This window comes from Neoasaia chiangmaiensis (assembly GCF_002005465.1).
In the GTDB taxonomy this organism is placed as follows: domain Bacteria; phylum Pseudomonadota; class Alphaproteobacteria; order Acetobacterales; family Acetobacteraceae; genus Neoasaia; species Neoasaia chiangmaiensis.
The window spans coordinates 2,023,877-2,047,659 of the sequence record NZ_CP014691.1; the positions used below are offsets into that span (position 1 = coordinate 2,023,877).

The 23,783-nt window shown below is 60.0% G+C and carries 22 protein-coding genes and 1 pseudogene; 8 read left to right on the forward strand and 15 right to left on the reverse strand.

The window, feature by feature from the left end; translation table 11 throughout:
- Positions 1–42: 42 nt before the first annotated feature.
- A complete protein-coding gene (locus A0U93_RS09645) occupies positions 43–1,530 on the reverse strand; it encodes an efflux transporter outer membrane subunit (protein ID WP_077808449.1) in 1,488 nt (495 codons plus the stop codon).
- A 136-nt stretch (positions 1,531–1,666) separates the two neighbouring features.
- On the opposite strand from A0U93_RS09645, the gene A0U93_RS09650 reads away from it, so the two are divergent.
- The 4 genes from A0U93_RS09650 to A0U93_RS17120 all read left to right on the forward strand — a co-directional run bounded on the left by A0U93_RS09650 (position 1,667) and on the right by A0U93_RS17120 (position 7,154).
- Positions 1,667–2,275 carry a TetR/AcrR family transcriptional regulator gene (locus A0U93_RS09650; RefSeq protein WP_077807157.1) on the forward strand — a complete coding sequence of 203 codons (609 nt, stop codon included), beginning with the start codon at positions 1,667–1,669 and terminating at the stop codon, positions 2,273–2,275.
- Between the two features lie 86 nt (positions 2,276–2,361).
- Positions 2,362–3,462: an efflux RND transporter periplasmic adaptor subunit gene (locus tag A0U93_RS09655; protein ID WP_077807158.1), complete on the forward strand. Its 1,101-nt coding sequence runs from the start codon at positions 2,362–2,364 to the stop codon at positions 3,460–3,462.
- Positions 3,459–6,569 (forward strand): efflux RND transporter permease subunit, encoded by a 3,111-nt coding sequence (locus tag A0U93_RS09660; protein ID WP_077807159.1) that lies wholly within the window; start codon positions 3,459–3,461, stop codon positions 6,567–6,569. Before A0U93_RS09655 ends, A0U93_RS09660 begins: the two co-directional genes overlap by 4 nt.
- Positions 6,570–6,941: 372 nt before the next feature.
- Positions 6,942–7,154 carry a GNAT family N-acetyltransferase gene (locus A0U93_RS17120; protein WP_408887679.1) on the forward strand — a complete coding sequence of 71 codons (213 nt, stop codon included), beginning with the start codon at positions 6,942–6,944 and terminating at the stop codon, positions 7,152–7,154.
- Between the two features lie 234 nt (positions 7,155–7,388).
- Here A0U93_RS17120 and A0U93_RS09665 read toward each other — a convergent pair whose 3' ends face one another.
- The gene (locus A0U93_RS09665) at positions 7,389–8,129 is read right to left on the reverse strand and encodes an SDR family oxidoreductase (RefSeq protein ID WP_077807160.1); all 741 of its coding nucleotides are present in this window, start codon (positions 8,127–8,129) and stop codon (positions 7,389–7,391) included.
- 99 nt (positions 8,130–8,228) lie between these two features.
- Between A0U93_RS09665 and A0U93_RS09670 the strand changes: the two genes are divergently transcribed.
- Entirely contained in the window at positions 8,229–8,846 is a 618-nt protein-coding gene (locus tag A0U93_RS09670; protein ID WP_077808450.1) for a TetR/AcrR family transcriptional regulator, read from the forward strand.
- 29 nt (positions 8,847–8,875) lie between these two features.
- Here A0U93_RS09670 and A0U93_RS09675 read toward each other — a convergent pair whose 3' ends face one another.
- The 3 genes from A0U93_RS09675 to A0U93_RS09685 are packed head-to-tail and all read right to left on the reverse strand — an operon-like array spanning position 8,876 to position 11,547.
- The gene (locus A0U93_RS09675; protein ID WP_245824800.1) at positions 8,876–9,292 is read right to left on the reverse strand and encodes a muconolactone Delta-isomerase family protein; all 417 of its coding nucleotides are present in this window, start codon (positions 9,290–9,292) and stop codon (positions 8,876–8,878) included.
- Positions 9,293–9,317: 25 nt separating this feature from the next.
- A complete protein-coding gene (locus tag A0U93_RS09680) occupies positions 9,318–10,757 on the reverse strand; it encodes an MATE family efflux transporter (protein ID WP_077808451.1) in 1,440 nt (479 codons plus the stop codon).
- Between the two features lie 10 nt (positions 10,758–10,767).
- Positions 10,768–11,547 carry an SDR family NAD(P)-dependent oxidoreductase gene (locus tag A0U93_RS09685; RefSeq protein ID WP_077807162.1) on the reverse strand — a complete coding sequence of 260 codons (780 nt, stop codon included), beginning with the start codon at positions 11,545–11,547 and terminating at the stop codon, positions 10,768–10,770.
- A 113-nt stretch (positions 11,548–11,660) separates the two neighbouring features.
- Between A0U93_RS09685 and A0U93_RS09690 the strand changes: the two genes are divergently transcribed.
- Positions 11,661–12,269: a TetR/AcrR family transcriptional regulator gene (locus tag A0U93_RS09690; protein ID WP_077807163.1), complete on the forward strand. Its 609-nt coding sequence runs from the start codon at positions 11,661–11,663 to the stop codon at positions 12,267–12,269.
- A gap of 4 nt (positions 12,270–12,273) precedes the next feature.
- Here the strand turns inward: A0U93_RS09690 and A0U93_RS09695 are convergent, their stop codons facing one another.
- Complete coding sequence (locus A0U93_RS09695; RefSeq protein WP_077807164.1) at positions 12,274–13,095, reverse strand: alpha/beta fold hydrolase; 822 nt, start codon at positions 13,093–13,095, stop codon at positions 12,274–12,276.
- 116 nt (positions 13,096–13,211) lie between these two features.
- Here A0U93_RS09695 and A0U93_RS09700 point away from each other — a divergent pair, with 116 nt between their 5' ends.
- Entirely contained in the window at positions 13,212–14,234 is a 1,023-nt protein-coding gene (locus tag A0U93_RS09700) for a GlxA family transcriptional regulator (RefSeq protein ID WP_077807165.1), read from the forward strand.
- A 135-nt stretch (positions 14,235–14,369) separates the two neighbouring features.
- Here A0U93_RS09700 and A0U93_RS16960 read toward each other — a convergent pair whose 3' ends face one another.
- Both A0U93_RS16960 and A0U93_RS16965 read right to left on the reverse strand, forming a co-directional pair.
- Positions 14,370–14,729 carry an SDR family NAD(P)-dependent oxidoreductase gene (locus A0U93_RS16960; RefSeq protein WP_211273998.1) on the reverse strand — a complete coding sequence of 120 codons (360 nt, stop codon included), beginning with the start codon at positions 14,727–14,729 and terminating at the stop codon, positions 14,370–14,372.
- Positions 14,680–15,045 carry an SDR family NAD(P)-dependent oxidoreductase gene (locus A0U93_RS16965; RefSeq protein ID WP_371862844.1) on the reverse strand — a complete coding sequence of 122 codons (366 nt, stop codon included), beginning with the start codon at positions 15,043–15,045 and terminating at the stop codon, positions 14,680–14,682. The genes A0U93_RS16960 and A0U93_RS16965 overlap by 50 nt, the downstream gene beginning before the upstream one ends.
- Positions 15,046–15,154: 109 nt before the next feature.
- Between A0U93_RS16965 and A0U93_RS09710 the strand changes: the two are divergent.
- Positions 15,155–15,340, forward strand: a pseudogene (locus tag A0U93_RS09710) (transposase); the annotation flags it as partial.
- Positions 15,341–15,672: 332 nt separating this feature from the next.
- Here the strand turns inward: A0U93_RS09710 and A0U93_RS09715 are convergent.
- The 7 genes from A0U93_RS09715 to A0U93_RS09745 form a co-directional block, all read right to left on the reverse strand.
- Entirely contained in the window at positions 15,673–16,365 is a 693-nt protein-coding gene (locus tag A0U93_RS09715; protein ID WP_245824801.1) for a hypothetical protein, read from the reverse strand.
- Positions 16,366–16,492: 127 nt separating this feature from the next.
- A complete protein-coding gene (locus A0U93_RS09720; protein ID WP_077808452.1) occupies positions 16,493–17,521 on the reverse strand; it encodes a methionine synthase in 1,029 nt (342 codons plus the stop codon).
- Positions 17,522–17,547: 26 nt separating this feature from the next.
- Entirely contained in the window at positions 17,548–18,531 is a 984-nt protein-coding gene (locus tag A0U93_RS09725; protein ID WP_077807166.1) for a DUF1852 domain-containing protein, read from the reverse strand.
- A 375-nt stretch (positions 18,532–18,906) separates the two neighbouring features.
- Positions 18,907–20,103, reverse strand: coding sequence for a cytochrome-c peroxidase (locus A0U93_RS09730; RefSeq protein ID WP_077807167.1), 1,197 nt, complete (start codon positions 20,101–20,103; stop codon positions 18,907–18,909).
- A 7-nt stretch (positions 20,104–20,110) separates the two neighbouring features.
- Entirely contained in the window at positions 20,111–21,352 is a 1,242-nt protein-coding gene (locus tag A0U93_RS09735; protein ID WP_169852734.1) for an alkaline phosphatase family protein, read from the reverse strand.
- A 286-nt stretch (positions 21,353–21,638) separates the two neighbouring features.
- Entirely contained in the window at positions 21,639–22,595 is a 957-nt protein-coding gene (locus A0U93_RS09740; protein ID WP_077807169.1) for a D-ribose ABC transporter substrate-binding protein, read from the reverse strand.
- Positions 22,596–22,657: 62 nt separating this feature from the next.
- The gene (locus A0U93_RS09745; RefSeq protein ID WP_077807170.1) at positions 22,658–23,776 is read right to left on the reverse strand and encodes an ABC transporter permease; all 1,119 of its coding nucleotides are present in this window, start codon (positions 23,774–23,776) and stop codon (positions 22,658–22,660) included.
- Positions 23,777–23,783 lie beyond the last annotated feature (7 nt).

A 23,783-nucleotide genomic window follows, 5' to 3' on the forward strand; every position in this document is an offset into this window, starting at 1 on the left:
GCAAAGAGCTTATCTTCTGCCACGTCTGCCGGATCAACTCCGTCATGTGGGCCAGCCTCCACCCAGCGCTCTGAATGAACTTACGGCCGCGCGTGCCGTGTTCGCCCGGTTGAGGGCCAGCTGATCCTGCGAGTCCAGAAGCTGCCGATCAGCGTCGAGCACATCCGTCAATGGAATAACGCCCGCCTGGAAGGATTGCTGCGATAGGTTGCGGGCACGGGTCAGGGATGCGACTTCGATTTGCAGGTCGCTTGTGCGCTGCTCCGTCTGCACCAGGGTCGTGAAAGCATTTTCGACATCCTCGGCAGCATGCAGGACCGTCAACCGGTAGCGCGCCAGGGCCTCGGCATTGGCGCCGCGCGCCTGCTGTACTTCGGCGTCGATCTTGCCGAAATCGAAGATTCGCCAGCGAATGGCGCCCGATCCGGTAGCCTGAAAGCCGGGTGCCGTGAACAACCGCTGCGGGTTGATGCTCTGGAATCCCAGAATGCCCGAAAGGGAGAGTTTTGGGTAATAATCGCCCAGCGCCTCGCCAATCCGTGCATTCGATGCGGCCAGCCGACGTTCCGCTGCCAGAATGTCTGGCCGACGCCGGAGCATGTCGGTCGGCGTGTCGGTGCTTCCGATAGCCGGAACGGTCGGGATTTCGGAAGGCACTCCCAGTTCTGCGGCATAAGTGCCAGGCTGCGCACCCATCAGCACGTCGAGGCGATTGAGCTGAGCTTCGAGGGCGATGCGGAGCTGCGGCACGGTCTGGCGCGCGGATTGCAGCAACGCTTCGGCCTGGGCCAGTTCGCGCTCGTTCGAAATGTCCTGTGCGCGTCGCTGGCGAACCAGATCCAGCAGGTGGGTGTCCACGGTAATCTGCTGTTCCGCGACGGCGAGCCGTGCCTGATCTCCCCGGATCTGGAAATAAGCATCGGCGGCGTCGGCCGCCACGGTAATACGCTCCCCCACGCGTTCCACCTGCGCGGCCTCTTCCTCGTCCTGCGCGGCTTCCTGCCCGCGCCTAAGGCCGCCGAACAAATCGATTTCCCAGCTTGCAGCGCCGCTGACGTCGTAGGTGCGATAATCGCGATGGAAACCCGGGACGGTCCGTACGACATGGCCGATCAGCCCCTCCTGCGACAACCGGTTCGCGGAGGCCTGCGGATTGAAATCCAGTGTTGGCAGCAGGCGCGCGGTGGCGGCTTCCGCGGCGCCCCGCGCCTGGCGGACCCGGGCCATGGCGGCAGCGAGGTCCAGATTCTGGGTCAGCACGCGCTGTTCGATGCGCACCAGTTCGGGATCGTGAAATCCCTCCCACCATGCGTCGAGCGGGGGCGCCGCCGCTGCATGCCGGGCGTCGATCGCTGTCGCGCTGTGAAAAGCACGAAGACGCGTATCCGGTGCCCTGTAATCCGGGCCGACCGCACAGGCGGACATCATCAGTGTCATGGACAGGGCAATGGCCGGCTTCAGTAATCCGGTCGTTGCCCGGTGGCGCGGAGGTGCCGTATTCCGCCCTGTTGCAGGAAGCATGGGATTCATGGCGTTCGACCTTCGATAAGCCTCGGACATGTGTAGCCCGGCTGTCGTCGAGTGACCGATATACATAATCGTCACTCGTTGTCAATTCAGCACCTGTGTCTTATCTAGCATGTCACATTCAGCTAGGGGAAACAGGATGCGCGCGCCTCACACTGGACAGCGTGGCCCGGTCGATCACGAGCGTCGGGATCAGATCATGACGGCGGCCATCGAGCATTTCGGGCATTACGGATACAAGAAGACTACGATCGCCGATCTGGCCGACGCCATCGGTCTGTCGAAAGCCTATATCTATAAATTCTTCGACTCGAAGAAGGCGATCGGGGAAGCGATCTGCGCGCTCCAGCACGGCAGGATGCAGGCGGATATCGAAGCGATCGTCCGGGACGACAAGCCGGCTTCCGACAAAATGCGCAGGATCTTCCTCTCTCTGGCGCGCAATACGCTCGCCCTGTTTTCGCATGAACGGAGACTGCATGACATCGTCTATTCAGCGGTGGAAGAAGAATGGGCGTCCGCTCGGAATTTTGCCGATGCGCTTCGCGGGATGGTCGAGCACCTGATCCGCGAAGGTCGCGAGGGTGGTGAGTTCGAGCGCAAGACGCCCGTTGACGAGACCTGTCACGCCATCATGCTGGTCCTGCAGTCGATCTATCATCCCCTCCTGCTCGAACAGCACATGGACACGCTTGACGATGATGCGGCGAACCTTGCCAGTCTCGTCTTGAGAAGCCTCGCGCCGTGAATTTAGTATGGGATTTTCCTGTGACCAATTGACAATATGGTCACTAGTGTACAATTAGGGCTTCCAACCCCGCTGGGAGCTCGAACATGGCTGGAACACGCCTATCCCTTCTTGCAGCGGCCGGCATCTGCACCGCATTCGGGCTGTCGGCCTGCAAGCCCAAAGACGATCCAGATCCACGCACGGCCGACCGTATCGTGGAGACGGTGCGGATCGAATCCGCAGCGACTGCCGAGCATGTCTACACGGGGGTCGTAGCGGCCCGCGTCCAAAGCGATCTCGGCTTTCGCGTGTCCGGCAAGATCGTCGAACGCCTGGTCGACACGGGACAGACTGTCTCAAAGGGGCAGGTGCTGATGCGTCTGGACCCGACGGATTACCTCCATGCCGTGACGACCCAGATCGGTGGCGTTGCATCGTTGCACGCCCGCTGGGTCCAGGCCGCGGCGGACGAGCGCCGCTATCGCGGGCTTGTCGTCACCGGCGCCGTGGCGGCGTCTGCCTATGATCAGGTGAAGGCGGCGTCAGACAGTGCGCGCGCGCAACTGGATGCGGCGCTGGCCCAGGAAAAGATTGCCCGCAACCAGGACGATTATTCCCTCCTGCGGGCGGATGAAGACGGTGTCGTCGTCCAGACGCTGGCGGAACCGGGGCATGTCGTCGCGGCTGGCCAGACCGTGATCGTGCTGGCCCACGCCGGCCCGCGCGAGGCGGCGGTCGATCTGCCGGAAGGAGTTCGGCCCGCTCTTCATTCGGCGGCGGATGCCGAACTCTACGATGGTGCATTCAGGGTGCCATCGCATCTTCGCCAGCTTTCCGACGCCGCCGATGCAAGCACGCGGACCTTCGAGGCGCGTTACGTGATGGATGGCGCGGGTGCCAAGGCCCCGCTGGGTGCCACGGTGCGCATCCGTTTGCCTGACACAGATATGGTTTCGAGCGCTTATGTCGTGCCGCTCAGTGCCATTGATGATGAAGGTCATGGGCCGGGGATCTGGAGCGTCAATGACAAGAGCTCCACAGTCGGTTACCACCCCGTGAAGCTGATCAGCCTGGGCGAGGATACGGCGACGATCGTTCCCGGTGTAGATCTTCGTCCGGGCATGCTGATCGCGGCGGCTGGCGGTCACGAACTGCATGACGGCGAACACATCCGGATCGCCTCTACAAAGGTCGCGATGCAATGAGCGGATTCAACCTGTCCGCGCTGGCAGTGCGCGAGCGCGGGATCACATTGTTCCTGATCGTGGCACTGGCTTTGTCGGGTGCTTATGCGTTCTTCAGCCTCGGGCGTGCCGAGGACCCCGCCTTCACCGTCAAGACGATGACCGCGATCGCGGTATGGCCAGGCGCCACGGCGCAGGAAATGCAGGACCTGGTGGCCGACCCTCTGGAAAAGCGCGCTCAGGAACTGCAATGGTACGATCGGGTGGAAACTTTGGCTCGACCCGGCATAGCACTGATGATGATCACGCTGAAGGACAACACCCCGCCTGCGGCCGTGCCCGAGCAGTTCTACCAGACGCGCAAGAAGCTGTACGACACCATGCCCCTTCTGCCGAAGGGCGTGCAGGGGCCGTTCGTCAATGACGAATATTCCGATGTCGATTTCGCGGTCTATGCGCTGGACGGTCATGGATTGCCCGAACGGCTTCTGGTCCGGCAGGCGGAAACGGTGCGGCAGCGCCTGCTGCATGTGCCGGGCGTGCGCAAGGTCGATATTGTCGGTGAACGGCCGGAACAGATCTTCGTCAATTTTTCCAATGCCCGACTGGTCACGCTCGGGATCAGCGCGCAGGACGTGTTTGGGGCATTGCAGCGCCAGAATGCGGTGACGGCCGCCGGTTCGATCGATACGCGCGGCCCGCAGGTCTTTGTGCGACTGGACGGCGCGCTGGACGATCTGCAGAAAATTCGCGATGTTCCGATCGCGGCGAACGGAAGGACGCTCAAGATCTCCGACATCGCGACGGTGGAGCGGGGTTACGAGGAGCCACCGACCTATCTGGTCCGGCATGCCGGGGCCCAGACTTTGGTGCTGAACGTTGTGATGCAAGATCACTGGAACGGGCTGAAGCTCGGCCAGTCCCTGGCTGCGGCGGAGAAGACGCTGGGGGCAGGGCTACCCGCCGGCGTCACGCTGACGAAAATCGTCGACCAAGCCGGCATCATTCATGCCGCCGTGGGCGAGTTCATGCTGAAGTTTTTCGTGGCCCTCGCGGTGGTGATGGTCGTGAGCCTGCTTAGCCTGGGCTGGCGGGTGGGCATCGTCGTCGCGGCGGCCGTGCCGCTGACGCTGTCGATCGTCATGGTCATCATGCTGGTGACGGGCCGGGCGCTGGATCGCATCACGCTCGGCGCGTTGATCATCTCGCTGGGCCTTTTGGTCGATGACGCGATCATCGCGATCGAAATGATGGTGGTGAAGCTGGAGGAAGGGTACGAACGCACGAAGGCCGCTGCCTATGCTTGGAGTCACACGGCGGCCCCGATGCTGGCGGGCACGCTGGTCACGATCATCGGTTTCACCCCGATCGGCTTCGCGCGCTCGACTGCCGGCGAATATGCCGGCAATATTTTCTGGATCGTCGGCTATGCGCTGCTGACCTCCTGGGTCGTGGCCGTGGTGTTCACGCCCTATCTCGGCGTCAAGCTGTTGCCGGACATCAAGCGGATCGACGGCGCCTACGAACATATCTACGCCACGCCCAATTACCGCCGCTTCCGGCGTCTGGTCGTGTGGGTCGTGCGCCGCAAGTTCATGGTCGCGGGGGCGGTGCTGGCGTTGTTCCTGCTGGCCTTCGTCGGGATGGGTTCTGTCCGGCAGCAATTCTTCCCCAGTTCGGACCGCCCGGAACTGCTGGCCGAGGTGCAGATGCCGGAGGGCACCAGTATCGAAGCCACCACGCGGGTCACGGCCCGTGTGGAGGCCTGGTTGAAGACGCAGCCCGAGGCGAGGATCGTCACCAGCTATGTGGGCGCCGGCGCGCCGCGTTTCTTCCTGGCGTACAACCCCGAACTGCCCGACCCTTCCTTCGCGAAGATCGTCGTCCTGACACCGAGTGCCCAGGACCGCGACCGCTTGCGCGATCGCATGCGCCAGGCCGTGGCCCAGGGGATGGCGCCTGATGCCCGGATCCGCGTGACGCAGTTCGTCTTCGGCCCCTACACCCATTTCCCGGTCATGTTCCGTGTCATGGGACCGGATGCGGATCGGGTGCGCGATATCGCGGCCCAGGTCGGCACGATCATGCGTAACAATACGCATACGCGTCAGGTCAATACCGACTGGGGCGAGCGCGTACAGACGGCGCATTTCGTGCTGGACCAGGCGCGGCTGCAACTGATCGGCCTGTCCCCCCAGGAGGCATCCGAACAGATCCAGTTCCTGCTACTGGGCGTGCCGGTCACGCAGGTTCGCGAGGACGTCCGGACCGTCGATCTCGTGGTTCGCAGCGCGGGACCCGATCGTCTGGACCCGGCGAAGCTAGGTGACATGACCATCAGCAACCGCACGGGCCAATTGATACCGCTCAGCCAGATCGGTCATGTCGAGATCCGTGCCGAAGACCCCATCCTGCGTCGGCGCGACCGAGTCCCGACGATCACGGTGCAGAGCGATATCGACGAAAACCTGCAGCCCCCGCAGGTCACTGCGGAGGTCGATCAGGCCTTGGCACCGATCCGCGCGACGCTGCCCCCCGGCTATCGCATCGAAGCCGGCGGCAACGCGGAAGAATCCGGAAAAGCCAACAAGGCCCTGGTGCCGATCTTTCCGGTGATGGTCCTGCTGACCCTGATCGTCCTGGTGTTCGAGACCCGGTCCATCTCCGGCATGTTCATGGTGTTCCTGACGGCCCCGCTGGGCCTGATCGGGACAGTGCCGACCCTTCTGATCTTCCATCAGCCGTTCGGCTTCAACGCGATCCTGGGGCTGATCGGCCTGTCGGGCATCCTGATGCGCAATACGCTGATCCTGATAGGACAGATCAAGGTCAATCAGGCGGCGGGACTCGATCCGTTCCATTCGGTGGTCGAGGCAACCGTGCAGCGTGCCCGCCCGGTCATTCTGACAGCCCTGGCGGCGGTTCTTGCCTTCATCCCGCTGACGGAATCGGTGTTCTGGGGATCGCTGGCCTATACGCTGATCGGCGGCACGGCGGCCGGCACCGGCCTAATCCTGATGTTCCTGCCCGCACTTTACGCGATCTGGTATCGCATAAAGCCTGCACAGGACGTCGATCCCGGGAAGCTGCGTGTTGCAAGTAGCTTTATTGGTGCGAACCAGGAATGATAATGTTCTTGCGCGATTGCTTCACGGAAGTTGATTGATATGACCGCCTTGTTGGACAATCCGGTTTGGGCCGCCTGACATTGGGCAATCGGCTTGGGGTTTGGGCGGCCCGCTGGCTGTTCGCTACAAGTCGGACGTCGCGCCGTTCGGCGCGATCGCAGAACGAAGCGATGCGGCCTTCATGGCACTTGCATCGCTCGTCAGTCCGGCTGAACGCGTTGTGCTCCAGACGCGGGATCCTTTGTCTGCGCCGCCAGGTTCGAGATCGCGATACAAGCGCCGATCCTGCAAATGATATTGAACGCACCGATTATGATCCGCGGTTCTCAACCGGATGATGTTCTTCTGAGGCAGTCTGACGTCCCGGAAATGATGGAGCTTGCTGATCGCACAAGACCTGGCCCTTTTGCGCGTCGAACGATCGAGCTGGGCACGTATATAGGCATCCGGCGTGGCGGCGCGCTGGTGGCCATGACTGGTGAGCGGATGCGTTTCGACCGTTTTACGGAGATAAGCGCCGTTTGCGTTGATCCGGCGTTACGAGGCTGCGGCTGCGCCGGGTCATTGATAACGCGGCTTGCATAGGACATTCAGGCAGCAGGATGTACGCCCTTCCTGGATGTGTTCAGCGCCAACGAAGGTGCGATCGCCTTGCACAAAAAAACTCGGCTTCATCACGCGCACGACCTTTTTCATGACTGTCCTCACCCGATTGTAAGGATTAGGGGGTATATCTGTAATAGACCCTCAAGAGGGCGTCACTGCGGACGATCGCAAATCAGCCTGAGCCCACCATAGGGGCTCAAACGATATCCGCGATCAGGCGTTGGCGCCGCCATCGACGGTCAGTGTGGCGCCGGTGATATACTGCGCTTTTGGCCCGGCGAGAAAAGCCACCATGTTTCCGATGTCCTCGACAGTGCCGTATCGACCTAAAGCGGTCAGCGACCGTAGCGTGTCGTGGAAAGGGCCCTGGACCGGGTTCATGTCCGTGTCGATGGAGCCTGGCTGGACGACGTTCACGGTGATGTCGCGTGGGCCGAGTTCCCGGGCCAGCCCTTTTGTAAATGCCGTCAGCGCCGACTTCGAAAGGGCGTAGACGGACAGTCCCGCGCCGCCGGGAACCCTGTCCGCGAAAAAGCTCCCGATGCTGATGATACGGCCGCCTTTTCCAAGGTGGGGGATGGCGGCCTTGCTCGCGACGATCGGCGCGCGGACGTTCACGTTCAGGGTTGCGTCGATATCGTCCAGCGCCATGCTCTCGACTGCCGACAATCGGAGAATCCCGGCATTGTTGACCAGGATATCGAGACCGCCCAGTTCAGCGACCGTCTGCTCGACCGAGGCGGAAACCGCTGCGGCATCCGCGCTGTCGGCCTGAAGAGCGACGGCACGGCGTCCGAGTGCCTCGATATCGCGCACGATTTTCGCGGCGGCATCGGCGGATCGCTCGTAGGTAATGGCGACATCGGCGCCTTCGGCTGCCAGCGCCTTTGCGATCGCAGCCCCGATCCCTCTACTGGCACCTGTTACAAGTGCGCGTTTTCCTGTCAGCGTCATTGCCGGACCCTTTCTGTGTTGATTGACACAGAAAGGGCTATCGCGGTTGATCTGGCGCGTCAATCTATTTATGTGTCGTTCGTCACAGAAGGTGGGATCATGGTGAGTATCGGACGACCCAGAGCATTCGATCGGGAAGCGGCCCTGCAGGCGGCGATGCTCGTTTTCTGGCGCAAGGGCTTCGCCTCGGCGTCGATGACGGATCTTTGCGATGCGATGGGCATCCGCTCGCCAAGCCTCTATGCGGCTTTCGGCAGCAAGGAGGCACTCTATCTCGAAGCAGCGCGGCGCTATGCCGATACTGTGGGAGCAGCGGTTTGGGACTGCTTGCTGAACGGGGACAGCGCGCGTGCGGGTATCGAAAGTCTTTTGATAGCTGCGGCGAAGAACCTGCCGGAGTGCGGCGAGATGCCGGCCGGCTGCATGGTTGCGCTGGCGACCGTGGGCGAGGCTTGTCCCGACGCGATCATTTCTACCATGAAAGCCATCAGGGCGGACTGTCTCGCGCGCCTGCAATCCCGCTTGAGCGATGCCGTGGAGTCAGGTGAATTGCCTATCTCCACGGATACTGTCCGTTGGAGCCGGTTTTACATGGGGATCTATCTGGGGATGTCGATCCAGGCGCGAGACGGTGCGCATTTCGCCGACCTCGCTGGCATCGCGGAAGCGGCGATGGGTGCATGGCCCGGTGCCTGCGGTGATGAAACGACCGTGTAGAACACGCTTCTTACGCAGTCGTATCTGTCTTAGTGATTGTCGGTTAAAATACGCAACGGGCTAAGCGGACCGACCGGGATCAATGTAAAACGCATCAGCCCGGCTTTTCCCAGGGGCAGCTTAGAGAGCATCGCATTGGCCTCGTCTGGCGAGGTGACATTCAGAAGGAAGATGACGCCCGTCCGATCCTGCATGGCCCACCATTGATCGATCTTGCCCGCGAGAGCCAGGTTGACGGTATCGCGCACTTCCTGGGGCATGATGGCCTTGCGTTGTGACGGCGTTGCCGTGCCCGTCAGCTTTCCGATCGCCAGAATATGGGTCGTCGGCACTTGCGCCTGCGAAGACACTGATGCTGCCTGAGCCGGGATGGTGCCGGTAAAAAATGTGTATAGGGCAACGGCGGCCAACACTTGTGTGGAGAGAAACTTGCGATACAGGGTCACGAGGAATTCCTTTCTAGGGATTCGGTCACGTTGAGATTTTTCGAGTGGCGCCATGCCAGACGCGATGGGAGATCATCGCGATCCCGCTGATGGGCGCGAAAATGATGTAGGAGAGCGCCACAATGAGCGAGAGCGTCGGCATCCCGGCGTGGAACACATTCACGGCGACGAGGCTGGCTCCGGCGGCGAGCAATGTTCGCGCGGTGTAGGCCAGGAACGGCCACAGCGCGTGGCCCGCACCCTGCGCCGAGAAGGCGAACACGAAGCCCGCCGCCATAAATCCGTAAGTCGGTGCGACAATTTGGAGGTAGGTCGATGCCGGATCGATGACGGAGAGTTCGTCCGTGAATAGTCCTGCCCACAGGCTTGGTGCCAGAGCGACGCCCACGCCGACGATTTCGGCGAACCCGGCCCCGACATAGGTTCCGATCCATGCGATCCTGCGGGCGCGTTCGACATGTCCGGCCCCCATCGCGATGCCGACCATGGTCAATACGGCCGAGGAGAGACCGAACAGAATGGGGATCATCACGTAATCGAGGCGTGAGGCGATGCCATAGCCGGCGATGGCGTCGATCCCGAAACGACCGACGGCGCTGGTCACGAGAATGACCGTCAGATTGGTCTGGATCGTATTGAGAGCGGTCGGAATGCCGACCTTGAGGATATCGGCGAACAGGCGCCATTCCAGGCGGGACATGCCGAGTTTCAGCCCGGAACGACCTGACGCCATGTAGCGCAGCAGGAACACGAGTGCGCCTGCGTAATAAATGATGAACGCGGCACCCGCACCGGCCACGCCCAGTCTGGGGATCGGGCCGAAGCCGAAGATCAGTGCTGGAGAAGCGGGAATCATGATCAGGGCACCGGTCAGCGTGACCAGTGCCGGAACCTTCACATTGCCGGAGCCGCGCAAGGCACAGGCAATCAGATTGACGATCCAGACGATGATCGCGCCGCCGAAGATTGTATTGGAGTATCCCAGTGCGGCGTGAAGTGACGCTTGTTTGCCGCCAAGCGTCCCGTAAAGCGCAGGCGCTGCCCAGATCAGCCCGAAGGTAAAGATTGCGCCCATGATCGCGGCGAGGACGATCGCATGCAATACGAGCGCATCCGCGTCACGCTGTCGTCCAGCGCCGATCGCGCGGGCGACAGCGGAGGCGACGCCACTCCCCAGGCCGCCGTTCGACATCGTGACCATCAGCATATAGACGGGGAAAACCAGCGAGACGCCGGCCAGCGCATTGGTGCCGAGATAGCCGACATAATAGGTCTCGGCCACGCTCACGGCCGTCTGCGCCAGCAGTACGGCGATCGTCGGAAGCGCCAGCCGCATCAGGGTGGTTGTGATGGGGCCGTTCAGGATCGCGGCACGCGCTCGTGTTTTACGATCCTGAACGCGGATTTCCCTTATCGGCGTGATTTCGACCAAATCGACCATCGTCTCGTTCGTCATGTCCGTCATGGCACGCGACCTATGCCGCGGGGCGGTAGACAGGAGCCCCCGCTGGCGCGCCGATCGTGCCGCCATCGACGACGATTTCGGTGGCCGTGATGCTTTTCGCCTCGTCGGAAGCCAGGAACACGATGGCGTTGGCGATGTCCACGGCCTCGCTCCATTGCCCAAGCGGTATGGCGCGGGCGAAGCCTGCCTCCAACTGCGTCACGGCCTCCGGCGTCGAAGCACGCGTGCTCCAGATCGGCGTGCGTGTCGCACCGGGCACGACGCTGTTCACGCGGATGCCGCGCGGTGCGAGTTCGGACGCCAGCACGCGGTTCATCGCCCCGATCCCGCCCTTGCTGGCGGCATAGGCGGAGGCGCCTGGAATGCCGAGCACCTGATGCACGGACCCGTTCAGGATCACCGAGGCGCCGGATTTGAGATGGGGCAGGGCGGCCTGCACCGTGAAGAACGCGGAGGTCAGGTTGGTATTGAGAATATGCTCGAAACCGGCGCGATCGGTCCCGCCAAGCGGTGTGGCGCCCGGAATGCCGGCATTGGCGAACACGATGTCGAGGCCGCCAAAGTGGTCGACGGCAGTGGTGATGGCTTTTTTGATCGCGGCATCGTCCGTGATGTCCGCGCGCACGGCGACGGCGTTGGGGCCGAGCTTTGCAGCGGCGGCATCCAAGGTTTCCTGATTGCGCCCTGTGATGACGACTTTCGCGCCTTCTTCGATGAAGCGTTCGGCGGTGGCGAGGCCGATGCCGCTGTTGCCGCCGGTGATGAGCGCGATCTTGTTCTGAAGTCTCATGGTCTGTTCCTCATTTAGAATTATGACCATAATGTATAATGATGATTGTAATGCAATGGGTAGACGCCTAAATTTTCGTGCGACAGTCAGATCGAGACAGGTGAGAACGACCCATGCGATATCGGAAAGGCCAGCGGGAGGAGACGCGGCAGCATATTATCGACGTCGCGGCACGGCGTTTTCGGGAAGACGGGATCGCGGCAGCGGGCATCGCCGGGTTGATGGCGGATGCCGGGCTGACCAATGGCGCGTTCTATACGCATTTCGAATCCAAGGAGGATCTGGTCCGTGAGACGCTGCGCGAGACACAGGAGCGCCGTCGCACGATGGTCGAAAGCGCGATCGATGACGGTGCGGATGTCGAGACCTGGTTGCGGCGTTATCTGAGTCCGCGCCACCGCGATCATCCAGGTGACGGGTGTGTTGCATCGGCGCTGGTGGCCGAGATCGCACGTCATCCGGAAGCGACCCGCGATGTGTTTCATATCGGTTATGAGCGGATGATTGCGATCATCGGCCGGGGACTACCGTTCGGAACGTCCGAGCAGCGTCATGCGGTGGCATTGGCGCTCTACGGGTTGATGATCGGCACGCTGCAACTGGCGCGGGCAGCGGGAAAGAACGCGGAATCGGATGCGATTTTGGAGAATGGCGTTCAGGCTGGCTTGAAATTGGTCGAGACCGACCGCCCCCGGCGACAGGGGCGGTCGGCCGCTGGCTGAGGGTTCAGCCCTGGATAAAGGCGAGGACGTCGGCGTTGAACCGGTCCTGCTGGATCTGCGCCAGGCCGTGGCTTGCGCCCGGATATATCTTCAGCGTCGCATTTGGCACCAGTTTTGCCGAGAGCAGGGCGGAGGTGCCAATCGGCACGATCTGGTCGTCATCGCCATGGACGATTAGGGTCGGCACGTCGATCCGCTTCAGGTCTTCGGTGAAGTCGATTTCCGAAAACTGCTTGATGGAATCGATCTGCGGTTTCAGGCCGCCTTGCATGCCCATCAGCCAGAACGACCGCCGGATGCCTTCCGATACCGTCGCGCCATCGCGGTTGTAGCCATAGAACGGGATCGTCAGATCCTCGAAGAACTGCGCGCGGTTGTCGAACGTGCTGTTGCGGATGCCGTCGAACACGGCCAACGGCACGCCGTCCGGATTGGCATCGGTTTTCAGCATCAGCGGGGGCACCGCGCCCACCAGAACGGCCTTGGCCACGCGGGCCGTGCCATGACGGCTGAGATAGCGCGTCACCTCGCCCCCGCCGGTCGAATGGCCGACCAGGATGACGTCGTGCAGGTCGAGCTGCTCGATCAGCTCCGACAGATCGTCGGCATAGCGGTCCATCGTGTTGTCGTCCCAGGTTTGGGTCGAGCGCCCATGGCCGCGCCGGTCATGGGCAATGACGCGAAAGCCATTCTGACCGAAGAAAACCATCTGCCCGTCCCACGCATCGGCCGAAAGTGGCCAGCCGTGGGAGAAGACGATCGGCTGGCCGTGGCCCCAATCCTTGTAGAAAATCTCGACGCCCTGCCTGGTGGTGATGGTGCTCATGACACATTGTCCCGTTCGACGAAGGGCTGGATGCGCTTCGTGATGACAGGATCATTGCACTGCGGCAGTCGAACAGGCATTGTCAGAAACGACAATGAAAGAGCCGGAAGTGACATATGGACAAGCCGGGGTTGATCGCGGAAATCGGACTGGTCGCGTATCCGGACGCGCAGCTTTCGGCTCTGCATGGTCTGACGGACCTGTTCCGCATTGCCAACTGGCAGAATGCGGCTTTGGGAGGCCGGGACGCCAGGGCGATCCGGATCACTCACTGGCGTGCCGCGGATGATGACCATGTGGACTGTGTCTACGATACGCATCCTGGGCAACCCAACGCGCCGCGTTTCCTGATTGCGCCGCCAAGCCTCGTCATGCCGGTGGACATGGCACGGACGGACGCCTTTACGGTCTGGATGCGCGATCTGCATGAACACGGCGCGACACTCTGCTCCGTCTGTGCGGGAGCGTTCGTGCTTGCGGAAACCGGGCTGCTGGCGGGACGTCAGGTCACGACGCATTGGGCGTTTGCCGAAGCACTGGCCGCGCGGTTCCCCGAGATTCAGGTTGCAGCCGAGCACATGGTGATCGACGGGGGCGATGTGATCACGGCCGGCGGAATTCTGGCCTGGACGGATCTCGGCCTGCGGCTGGTCGAGCACCTGATGGGGGCAAGCGTCATGTTGGCGACAGCGCGCTTCTTGCTGGTCGATCCGCCCGGGCGGGAACAACGGTCCTATGCGTTGTTCGTGCCGCGCTTCGATCACGGCGACGGGGCAGTCCTCAAGGCGCAGCACTGGCTGCACGCCCATCTTGCTGAAGAGACGGCGGTGCCCGATCTGGGCCGCCTTGCAGGGCTGGAGCCCCGAACATTTCTGCGCCGGTTCCAGAAGGCGACCGGGCTAAAGCCCGTGGAATACCGCCAGCAGATGCGGATCGCGAAAGCGCGTGAAGGGCTCGAACTGACGCGGCGCAGCATCGACGAGATCGGCTGGCGTGTCGGCTACAGCGATCCGGCGGCGTTCCGACGGATTTTCCATCGCGTGACCGGTCTGGCGCCCGGCGACTATCGGCGTCGGTTTGGTGTGGCTGCTCAAGGTGCCGACATTATGGCCGATACGCACGACAAACTTCCGGTCTGACGACCATGAGCATTGCGCTCATCGTCGTTTAATCTCGTTGTGAAAGGAATCCCCCATCCTTTAATTTTATGCCAAAGTAGTTCTGGAGGCGAAGTGCCACGATTATTTACGGAAAGAATACTAATAAAGACACTTCTATTCTCGTTGGTGGTGCTTATTTTGATCCCATTTCGCTTGCATCGCCGCTTCAAGTTCGGTTGGATTTGAGCACCTTGCTCGCCAGATTTCATGCGCTCGCTCGTCGGCGAGAGCATGGTCGACGCCTGCCTCGATGCCTTCCAATGTGCGGGCCGACACATCCGCTGGATTAGTCTTGGCTGAGTCGATTTGAGCCGCCATTTCGGTATCGAGATATCCCGCGTAGACGCCGAGCACCTGGGTCCCTTGGGCCTTGAGTTCGATGCGCGCCGCATTGGTCACGACCAGTTCCGCGTGCTTGGAAGCACTATACGTGGCGATAAACGGCGAGGTGATCCAACTCGTGATCGATAACATGTTCACGATCGCCCGGCCGCCATTGACGGCAAGGATTGGTGAAGGCGCTGATCATGTTCAGCGTGCCGAATACATTGACATCAAACTCTTTCCGCATCGCGGATGGGGAATTTTCAACCAACATCGGGCTGTTCATAAGAATGCCCGCGTTATTGATTAGCAGCGTTACATCACGACAGGTCGACGCCGCGGCTTCAACCTGGGCAATATTCGTAATGTCCAGCTCGATAGGAACGGCGTGCGAGTTCTTGACCGAGGAAGGCGTGCGGGCGCCTGCGTAGACTTTCGACGCGCCCGCCGCGACCAGCGCGTCCACGTAGAAAGACCCGAGGCCGCGGTTTGCTCCAGTCACGAGAGTGAACCGCTCCGGGATTGGCGGAGACCTATTCACCTGAGGAGACCTATTCACCTGAGAAGAAGGTCTGATGAGCAATTCTGTGAAGAAGTTTTCCCCTGAGGTTCGTGCCCGCGCGGTTCGACTGGTTCTGGAGCATGAGGGCGAGCATCCGTCGCGTTGGACGGCTATGGTATCGATTGCTGGCAAGATTGGCTGTTCGGCGCATACGCTGAACGAATGGGTCAAGAAGGCAGAGGTCGAGACCGGTATCCGGAGGACGTGGAATGTCTGGGTCCGGTGTAGACCTAAAAATACCGAATATTGATCCGGATTGATCGGCCTTCGCTTATTCCGAGCGAAATGGCAATAGGGCTGACCGGCGCATTTGCGGCTATTATTGAAGAGCGTGAACTGTGGTCGAGATTCCTCCGCAGAACATCCCCAGCACTGGGGCTTCCATCATTTTCTGATCTTCAGTCGGAGCTGAGGAAATTTTTCGGTCCAATCACTGCAAATTTGGGTGCTCCGGAGGGCGCTCAGAGTGTTTGACATCCAGACAGTAGAAGCTGGCACAACAGTTAGAGGTGTCTGACATGGTCGCCCTGCTCACGCGGCGAGCTTGGTTACCTGACGGTTCACCAATCGCAAGTATCGTTGGTTGTTTTCCCCCGCAACCATCTGAACTTGCGATGCGAACGCATCATGAACGCCACTGTCCGGATGGACCGTGGCGTTTTTCTTGTGCGCCGCAAACTGCAGGATCGCCGCCAGGTCGCCGCGCAGAATGATCGCCAGTTCGCCGTCGGCCGGCTGAAGCGTGATCTGCGAGACCAGGGTGCGCAGGCGCTCGGCCGCTTCGGTCTTCGTCTCCTCGGCCTGAAGGCTCTCGTAGAGAGACGCGATCCGCTGCTGGTAGATCTCCGCCATGTTCGGATGGAGAAGGGGAGGCGGCTCCTCCGTGTTGGCAACCTTCTGTTCCAGTTCCTCCTTGCGGGCTTCGAGCACCGTCATTTTCTTCATGACCCGCTTGGAGGCCTCAATGTCATCTGAGGCAAGGATAAGATTCAGCAGTTTATCCAGCTCCCTGTCGATGCGAGGAATTTCATTCCGCATCGCTGCAAGGTCGGCGCCCAGTTCCATGCGCATGCGGTTCACCTCACGGGTGAACTCGTTGCAGAACTCCTTGAACAGCGCAGGGTCCATGAGGCGCGTCCGCAGCCCGTTAATTACAGACTTCTCAAGCATGTCGCGCCGGATCGTCATCCGGTTGTCACAGGTGCCCTTGTTGCGGGCCGCCACCGCCACCGAGCCTCCCGGCTGTGCGTCAGGCCATCCTTGACCGCTTCTTGCGCCCACCACCACGCCATTGTCCTCGTTGCGGCGAAGGCATAACCGATGAACATCTCACGCTTCTGCCAAAGTAGTGCTAGACTGAAAATTCTTTTCGAACGATTTCCGCGCCTGCACCCAGAGCGTTTAGCTTTTCTGTCGCGACATGACGAGGCAGAGGCGTCATGCCGCAGTTGGTCGATGGATAAAGCTTGTCCGCATCAACGAACCTAAGGGCTTTTCGCAGAGTGCTGGCAACCTCTTCCGGGGTCTCAATCGTATTGGTCGCCACGTCAATGGCGCCGACCATCACCTTTTTACCACGGATGAGTTCGATAATGTCCATCGGAACGCGCGAGTTCTGGCATTCCAGAGAGATCAGATCGATATTCGACTTCTGCAGCTTGGGAAAGATCTCTTCATACTGTCTCCACTCTGAGCCCAGAGCATTTTTCCAGTCGATATTTGCCTTGATGCCATACCCGTAGCAGATATGAACAGCCGTTTCACATTTTAGCCCTTCGATGGCTTTTTCTAATGTCGCGATGCCCCAGTCATTCACTTCGTCGAAGAAAACATTGAATGCAGGCTCATCGAACTGGATGATATCGACACCAGCAGCCTCCAGCTCCCGGGCTTCCTGATTGAGAATTTTGGCAAATTCCCAAGCCAGCTTCTCGCGGCTTTTATAATGAGCGTCATGCAGTGTATCGATCATGGTCATAGGGCCCGGAAGAGCCCATTTGATCGGCTTTTTTGTCAGTTTGCGTAAAAAACTGGCGTCCTCGACGAAGACGGGTTTTTCACGTGTCACGACCCCAACGACGGACGGCACACTCGCATCATAACGATTGCGGATTTTAACGGTCTGGCGGTTCTCAAAATCCACGCCGCTGAGATGCTCGATGAATGTCGTCACGAAATGCTGGCGCGTTTGTTCACCATCGCTGACGATGTCGATGCCAGCACGATCCTGGTCGTCCAACGTCAGGCGCAAGGCATCCTGTTTGCCTTCGATCAGTTCTTCACCCTGCAATTTCCAGGGTGACCAGAGTGTCTCTGGCTTCGCGAGCCAGGAAGGCTTAGGCAGGCTGCCAGCGGTCGAAGTGGGCAGTAACGTTTTCATAATTGCGGCCTTATGTTTTTGATTGATCAAACAGGAGAATGAGCAGACCACCGCTCAAGAATATCTTGATACGGCCTGATAAAATGCTCCTCCGCGAATTTTCCCTGCTCAATGGCCAGCCTGCCGCGTTCCTCGCGATCATAGACAATCCGAGTTAGCGAATAATCCTTATGTTTCAAACTCGGTTGATAGCATTCGGCAGCCGGCGAGTTGGCGTTGTAGATTTCAGGCCGGTAAATTTTCTGGAAAGATTCCATCGTGCTGATCGTGCCGATCAGTTCCAGATTGGAGTAGTCCGACAGAAGATCGCCAAAAAAATAGAAGGCCAAAGGGGCCGCGGCATAGGGAGGCATAAAATACCGCACCTTCATGCCCATCTTCCCGAAATACTGGTCTGTCAGGGAGAACTCTGTCTGCTCGTATTCTGAACCTAGGACCGGATGATAATTGCCAGTCTTTCGATAGGTTCGATTACTTGAAACGCTCAGGCATATCACAGGCATCTTTCCAAAGTTACGTTTGTAGATATCCGAATGGATGAATGCCTTGAATAAATTCCCATGTAGGTCCCCGAAGCGCTCAGGTACTCGGAATTTTTCATGATTCTGATTTTGATTTAACAGGAGGACGCTGAAGTCATAATCTCGGACGTAGGAAGAAAAATTATTCCCTACAATGCCTGCGATATGTTCGCCTCTGGTTTTATCGGCGATAGACGTATTAAGAACCTCTATCAGCGGGAATACTTTGCGGTTCCCATTGGAATCAAGGTGCATCTCAACCGAAACGATTTCAAGTTCGACGGAGTAGCGATCTGCTTTGTGGTTGTCCCAGCCCGCTAGAGAATTGAAACGACGATCGATCATCTGCAAGACATTTTGCAAATTTTCCTGCCGATGCTCTCCTCTGGCCAGATTGGCAAAATTGGTCGTCAACCGTGTGTCAGTTGATGGATTGTATTTGTCATCAAACTTGGTTTTTTTAATATTGAACGAAAAATCCATATGCATTCTCATCTAACCTTTTTAAAAAGAATTACCTGTTTATAGTTTAGGTTGTTCCTAAATTTTGCGGTTTCTATTGGGAGGTTTTCGTACCTAATGTGCTGAAAAGCATGGGAAAACGTTATGTCAGAGGCAGACGATGAAAAAAAATGATTTTTTTTCATTGATGTATGAATTTCATTCATAAATAGCTTTTGTTAAATACGTTTGCAGGTTTTTTTGGACAATCGTCGATGCTGTGGTGTCCGCCATAGACGAAAACACTTTATGTTTTGAACTTTATCTTTCTCGTCCGCATGCGGCTGGATTTTTCGCATTGGAAAAGTCAGAGAGTTCGACATCCAGGACACATTTATTGAAGATGACGCGGGACGAAAATCGTCAGTGCGGTTTCCTGCCTGTCGGGATGGTGTAACCGTCTGTCAGCGTTCCCATGAACGCAATGATATCGTCTTCCTCCTGCTGCGACAGAACAGGTCTGGCGCCCGGATGCTGGGCAGCGAACGGCATGTCGTCATGGTCGATCAGTGCCGCCGCGCCGATCGGCAGATCGTCGTAAATGCGTTTGCGATACCATCGCTGGGGTGTGATATCGCGCGTGACGTAGAAATCTATCACGTCCCGCAGGGATCGAAAGACACCATTGTGAAAGAAGACGTGCCTTGTCGCGACGTTCCGCAACGTGGGTGTCATGAACTGGCCGCAGAACCGCCGGTTCGCCGGGTCGCGGGCGGGCGACAGATCGCGCCGCAACGGCCCGCACAGTCCCAGATCGTTTCCTTCGGGGAGATCCTTGTCAATCGCAGGGTTATGCGGCGCGCCGACGGCACGAAAAAAGAAATCGGTGAACTGCCCGGATGACAATGCCCCATCCCGTCCCGGGCCGACACCGGCGGTGTGACACGCGGCGCAATTGGCGCGCTCGGCGTCATTGAACAGGATCATTCCGCGCGCTTCCGCGGGCGTCAGGGTCGCAAGGCCGCGTACATAGAAATCGTATTTGCTCGTATAGGGGTGAAAACTCGAATCCTCATGCTGGTAGGCCCCGAACACACGCGACAGTGCTTTCGCACCCTGCTTCTCATCCATCAGAACCGTTTTACCGAACAAGGCCCTGAAACGGGTGGCGTATCCGGTATTGTCGGCCAGCCGTCGGAGGATCGACATGATATCCGGATTTGCCATCTCATACGCCGTCGTCAACGGCATAAGGGACTGCGCACCGATACTGTCGAACCGTCCATCCCAGTCGAAACCGCCGCCGGGTCCACTCTCGGAGCCATCCGGATTGCCGAGTGCCGTGGAGAAGGCGGGCGCTTCGTCGAGGTAGGTCAGACTGGGCACGGCGCGTATGCCGTGGCGCTCCATATGCCTGCCGCCCGGCTGCACGGCCAGGTCGTTCGATGGCGCGTAATGGTTCGCCGGATCGTGACACGATGCACAGGATTGCCGCCCGGAGGCGGACAGGATGGGATCGGTGAAGAGATCGCGCCCCAGGCTGGCCGCCGGCGACAACGGTGCGGCCTGCGCAAGCGCCATGTCCGCCACGATAAGCAGCGCGACAAGAAGCGTGCGCATCACCGGATCAGCGGGACGCTCTGGAGGGTTGAACGCTGAACAGCTTGACCATCGGCAGGACCGGCGTCTGCACGAAACTGCCGTCGGCGGGCTGAACGGGCCTGATATCGGCCGCGTGCCCGAGATGCTCCGCTATCCCGAAGGCGTCCTCGACCGTGCGCAACAGGGAATAATGATTATACGGGGTCGCATCCTGCATCCTGGCGGCCCCGTGATTCGTGATCACGATGGTCGGGATATGGCCACCGCCCTGATTCAGGGTGTCGAAACGCGCGCCACCCTCGGCAACCGGATGATAACCGCAGCACCCCTGGATGCCGGCACTACCGTAATCGTCCTCGTCGAACGTGACGACAACCGCAACGTTCTCCGCACTGTTCCACAGCGGTGAATGACGCACCGCCTCGACGAGCTGCTGCACTTTCTGGTCGCCGAGCGTCAGCAGCGGCGATGGACCCGCCCCATGGTGGCGGCATTGCAGCGCCGTGTTCATCGGACCGGACGCGCCATGGTCGTCATGGCACAGATCGGGAATGAAATAGGAGAAACGGGGCAGCGTCCCCGCAGCGGCTTCATCCAGGAATTGTTGCTCCGTTCGGTTGTGCGTCAGAAAATCCGGCGCGCTGCGGATATTGTCGAAATTATCGGCAGGGTTGTGTTTGCTGACGTAAAGCGCATGGAAATCCGGATTCTGTTTCTTGTCCGGATAAATGGCGACCTCCGGATGGGGAGTGCCATCGGGATCGAGCGGCATGGTCTGATTGAACATCGACCAGCTGATTCCTGCATCATTCAACTGCGCAAACAGACTGCGTGTCGAGAAATGATGGGCAGTATAAGGGGCGCTCGCGCTGCCATGTCCCTCGCAGGTCGTGCTCATGGACGCAGCATCCGGCTTGCCCGCGACAATTGCGCGATCACGCGGCATCGGCGCGTGGCTGGCGTCGCAATACCACGGATCGTCGTCCGTGATGCCCTGCTGATCCCCGGAGACGAACGCGATGTAATTCGGCTGGCTGACGTGCGAGATACCATAATAATTCGTCGCCACGCCAAATTGGTGAGCCAGTTCCGTCATGCCCGGCGACGTCGGCGGATCGGCGTCGATGATCTGTCCGTATTGCCGGTTTTCCATTTCGATCACGACGATATGGCCGTAGGCGGGAACGCCTTCCAGTCCGGGCGCGGCCATGGCACGTGACATGGAAACAAGAGCAAGCACGGCCGTCAGACCAAAACGTAACATCATCGGCAAGTTGGACATTCCTGAGAAATGGCGGGAATCTTGGTTTGCGAGCCCGCAAAATGAACGGATTGGCGCATGTGTGCAATCCATGGACCATGATCGGGGAAGTCGAAAGCGGACTGGCTGGCGTCTGCCGCAAAACGAAAAACCCCGCGAACCTTTCGGGTTCGCGGGGTGGCGGCCAGGAAGCCTCGGCATCGTGTCCGTTGCCGTCCATCGGCCACACGGAATCTCTGTTCAGACCGGCCCGGACGACACGGAGAAAAATCCGGGCCGCTCAGCCGCTACATCAGTCGGACAGCGTGAACGGCGCCGTGTATTTCGCGACATTGGTCTTGTCGATAATCACGCAATCGAAAAGCTGCTTTTCAGCGGTCACCCCGGTCTTGCCGGTCTTGAGGAACTGATCGGCCTGATCTATCGCCTTACGCGAGAAAATGGCGACCGGCTGCATCACCGTATATTGCAGTTCGCCAGATTTGACGGCCGCGACCGCATCCGGCGTACCGTCGAATCCCCCGACCTTGACGTTGCCCAGCTTGCCGGCTTCCTTCAGGGCCGCGATCGCGCCAAGCGCCATCTCATCATTGCCGCTGATGACACCGACGATATCGGGATGCGCCTGAAGCATGCTCTGCATCTTGTCGTGGCCCTGGGTCCGATCCCAGTTGCCAACCTGCGATGCGACCTTGTGCAGGTCGGTATACTGGCTCAGCACGGTCTCATAGCCATTCGAACGCGTCGCGGCGTTGTTGTCGGAAGGCGAGCCGAGAAGTTCGGCGTAATTGCCTTTCTCACCGACCCGCTTGACCCATTCCTGGGCGCCGACCGCCGCGCCCTGCGCGTTGTTGGAGACAAGCTGTGCCTTGGCGAGGCCGGACTGGTTGATTTCCGCGTTAATCAGGAAAACCGGAATATGCGCCGCAATCGCCTTGCGCACCGCGCCGATCGAGCCGCTGGCGTTGGCGGGATCGAGGATCAGCGCCACGGAATGGTTCGTGATGGCGGTGTCGACAAGATTGCTCTCGACGTTCGTATCGCCCTTGTGAGCCGATACGTTGGCCTTGTAGCCCAGCTTGGTGGCCTCGTCCGAAGCGATCTTGCCTTCCGCCATCCAGTAGGGATTGGCCGGATCGTTGACGATGATCGAAATCAGGCCGCCGGCCGCGTGCGCCGAATGCGCCGTGCCGAAAACCAGGGGCATGGCCGTCGAGAGAACCATCGCCATCTTCGTGAACTTGGACATGTCTTTATGCCTTTTTGGACAATGCGGCCGGAGCGTTGCCGGCCGTTCCGAAAGCCGCGCCCTCAGACGGGGCGGCTGGGAAGGGTTTGACCCGGCTGGGTCAACGTTGCGGCGGGACCGCCCGGCACCGGGGCGCGCTTGCCCGGTCGACGGTATTGCAGCGCGTTCAGCAACACGGCGAGCACGATCACCGCGCCGGTGAAAACGGTCTGCCAGTAGGACGAGATGCCGATGATCACGAGGCCATCCGACAGGAAACCGATCACGAACGCGCCCAGCAGCGCGCCGCGCACCGTGCCGCGTCCGCCCGTCAGTGCCGCGCCGCCGACCACGACGGCGGCGATGGCCGTCAGTTCATACGTCGTGCCGGCCGTGGGACCGGCGGAGGTGAGTTGGGAGGACAGGATCAACCCGCCGATCGCCGCACAGATGCCGGACAGCACATAGACGCTGATCTTCACCGTCCGCACGGGCACGCCGGAGAGTTCCGCGGCCCGTTCGTTGCCGCCGGACGCATAAAGCCAGCGACCGAAGGCCGCACGTCCCAGCAGGATCGTGGTGCCGAGGGCGATGACCGCGAAAACGAGCACGCCGATCGGAATGCCGGCGACGCGATTGAAGCCCAGCCAGTCGAAACCCGTGTTGCCGAGCGCCGCCTGACCGCCGAGATCGTTATAGGTGAGACCATTGGTCATCAGCAGCGCCAGGCCGCGCACCATGTACATAACGCCCAGCGTGGCGACGAAGGCGGGCACCCTGAAGCGGGCGATCAGCACACCGTTGATCAGCCCCACGAACGCGCCGACCAGACAGCAGACGATCGCCACGACCCAGACCGGCGGATAGGCGACGACGCCAAGCCACGAGAGCGTGACACCCTGCATCAGGAAGCCGGCGATCATGCCGGACAGGCCCAGCGTGGAACCGACCGAGAGGTCGATCCCGCCGTTGAGCACCACCAGCAGCATGCCGATCGCCAGAATGCCGAAGATGGCGACATGCGAGGACATCGTCATCATGTTCGCGACGGTCAGGTAATAGGGGGACAGGCTCGAAAAGACCGCGATGATGACGATCAGCGCGAGAAACGCCCGTCCTTCGAGCAGTAAACGCCCGATATCGAACCGGGCTTTCATCGGGACATTCTTGCGCGCCCCGAGCGATGCAGTGAAACCGGTCATGATAATT

Excerpts from the sequence above, each read along its gene's own strand:
- A0U93_RS09645 (WP_077808449.1), bottom strand. The coding sequence starts at position 1,530 with ATGAATCCCATGCTTCCTGCAACAGGGCGGAATACGGCACCTCCGCGC.
- A0U93_RS09650 (WP_077807157.1), top strand. The coding sequence starts at position 1,667 with ATGCGCGCGCCTCACACTGGACAGCGTGGCCCGGTCGATCACGAGCGT.
- A0U93_RS09655 (WP_077807158.1), top strand. The coding sequence starts at position 2,362 with ATGGCTGGAACACGCCTATCCCTTCTTGCAGCGGCCGGCATCTGCACC.
- A0U93_RS09660 (WP_077807159.1), top strand. The coding sequence starts at position 3,459 with ATGAGCGGATTCAACCTGTCCGCGCTGGCAGTGCGCGAGCGCGGGATC.
- A0U93_RS17120 (WP_408887679.1), top strand. The coding sequence starts at position 6,942 with ATGGAGCTTGCTGATCGCACAAGACCTGGCCCTTTTGCGCGTCGAACG.
- A0U93_RS09665 (WP_077807160.1), bottom strand. The coding sequence starts at position 8,129 with ATGACGCTGACAGGAAAACGCGCACTTGTAACAGGTGCCAGTAGAGGG.
- A0U93_RS09670 (WP_077808450.1), top strand. The coding sequence starts at position 8,229 with ATGGTGAGTATCGGACGACCCAGAGCATTCGATCGGGAAGCGGCCCTG.
- A0U93_RS09680 (WP_077808451.1), bottom strand. The coding sequence starts at position 10,757 with ATGACGGACATGACGAACGAGACGATGGTCGATTTGGTCGAAATCACG.
- A0U93_RS09685 (WP_077807162.1), bottom strand. The coding sequence starts at position 11,547 with ATGAGACTTCAGAACAAGATCGCGCTCATCACCGGCGGCAACAGCGGC.
- A0U93_RS09690 (WP_077807163.1), top strand. The coding sequence starts at position 11,661 with ATGCGATATCGGAAAGGCCAGCGGGAGGAGACGCGGCAGCATATTATC.
- A0U93_RS09695 (WP_077807164.1), bottom strand. The coding sequence starts at position 13,095 with ATGAGCACCATCACCACCAGGCAGGGCGTCGAGATTTTCTACAAGGAT.
- A0U93_RS09700 (WP_077807165.1), top strand. The coding sequence starts at position 13,212 with ATGGACAAGCCGGGGTTGATCGCGGAAATCGGACTGGTCGCGTATCCG.
- A0U93_RS16960 (WP_211273998.1), bottom strand. The coding sequence starts at position 14,729 with ATGTTATCGATCACGAGTTGGATCACCTCGCCGTTTATCGCCACGTAT.
- A0U93_RS09720 (WP_077808452.1), bottom strand. The coding sequence starts at position 17,521 with ATGAAAACGTTACTGCCCACTTCGACCGCTGGCAGCCTGCCTAAGCCT.
- A0U93_RS09725 (WP_077807166.1), bottom strand. The coding sequence starts at position 18,531 with ATGCATATGGATTTTTCGTTCAATATTAAAAAAACCAAGTTTGATGAC.
- A0U93_RS09730 (WP_077807167.1), bottom strand. The coding sequence starts at position 20,103 with ATGCGCACGCTTCTTGTCGCGCTGCTTATCGTGGCGGACATGGCGCTT.
- A0U93_RS09735 (WP_169852734.1), bottom strand. The coding sequence starts at position 21,352 with ATGATGTTACGTTTTGGTCTGACGGCCGTGCTTGCTCTTGTTTCCATG.
- A0U93_RS09740 (WP_077807169.1), bottom strand. The coding sequence starts at position 22,595 with ATGTCCAAGTTCACGAAGATGGCGATGGTTCTCTCGACGGCCATGCCC.
- A0U93_RS09745 (WP_077807170.1), bottom strand. The coding sequence starts at position 23,776 with ATGACCGGTTTCACTGCATCGCTCGGGGCGCGCAAGAATGTCCCGATG.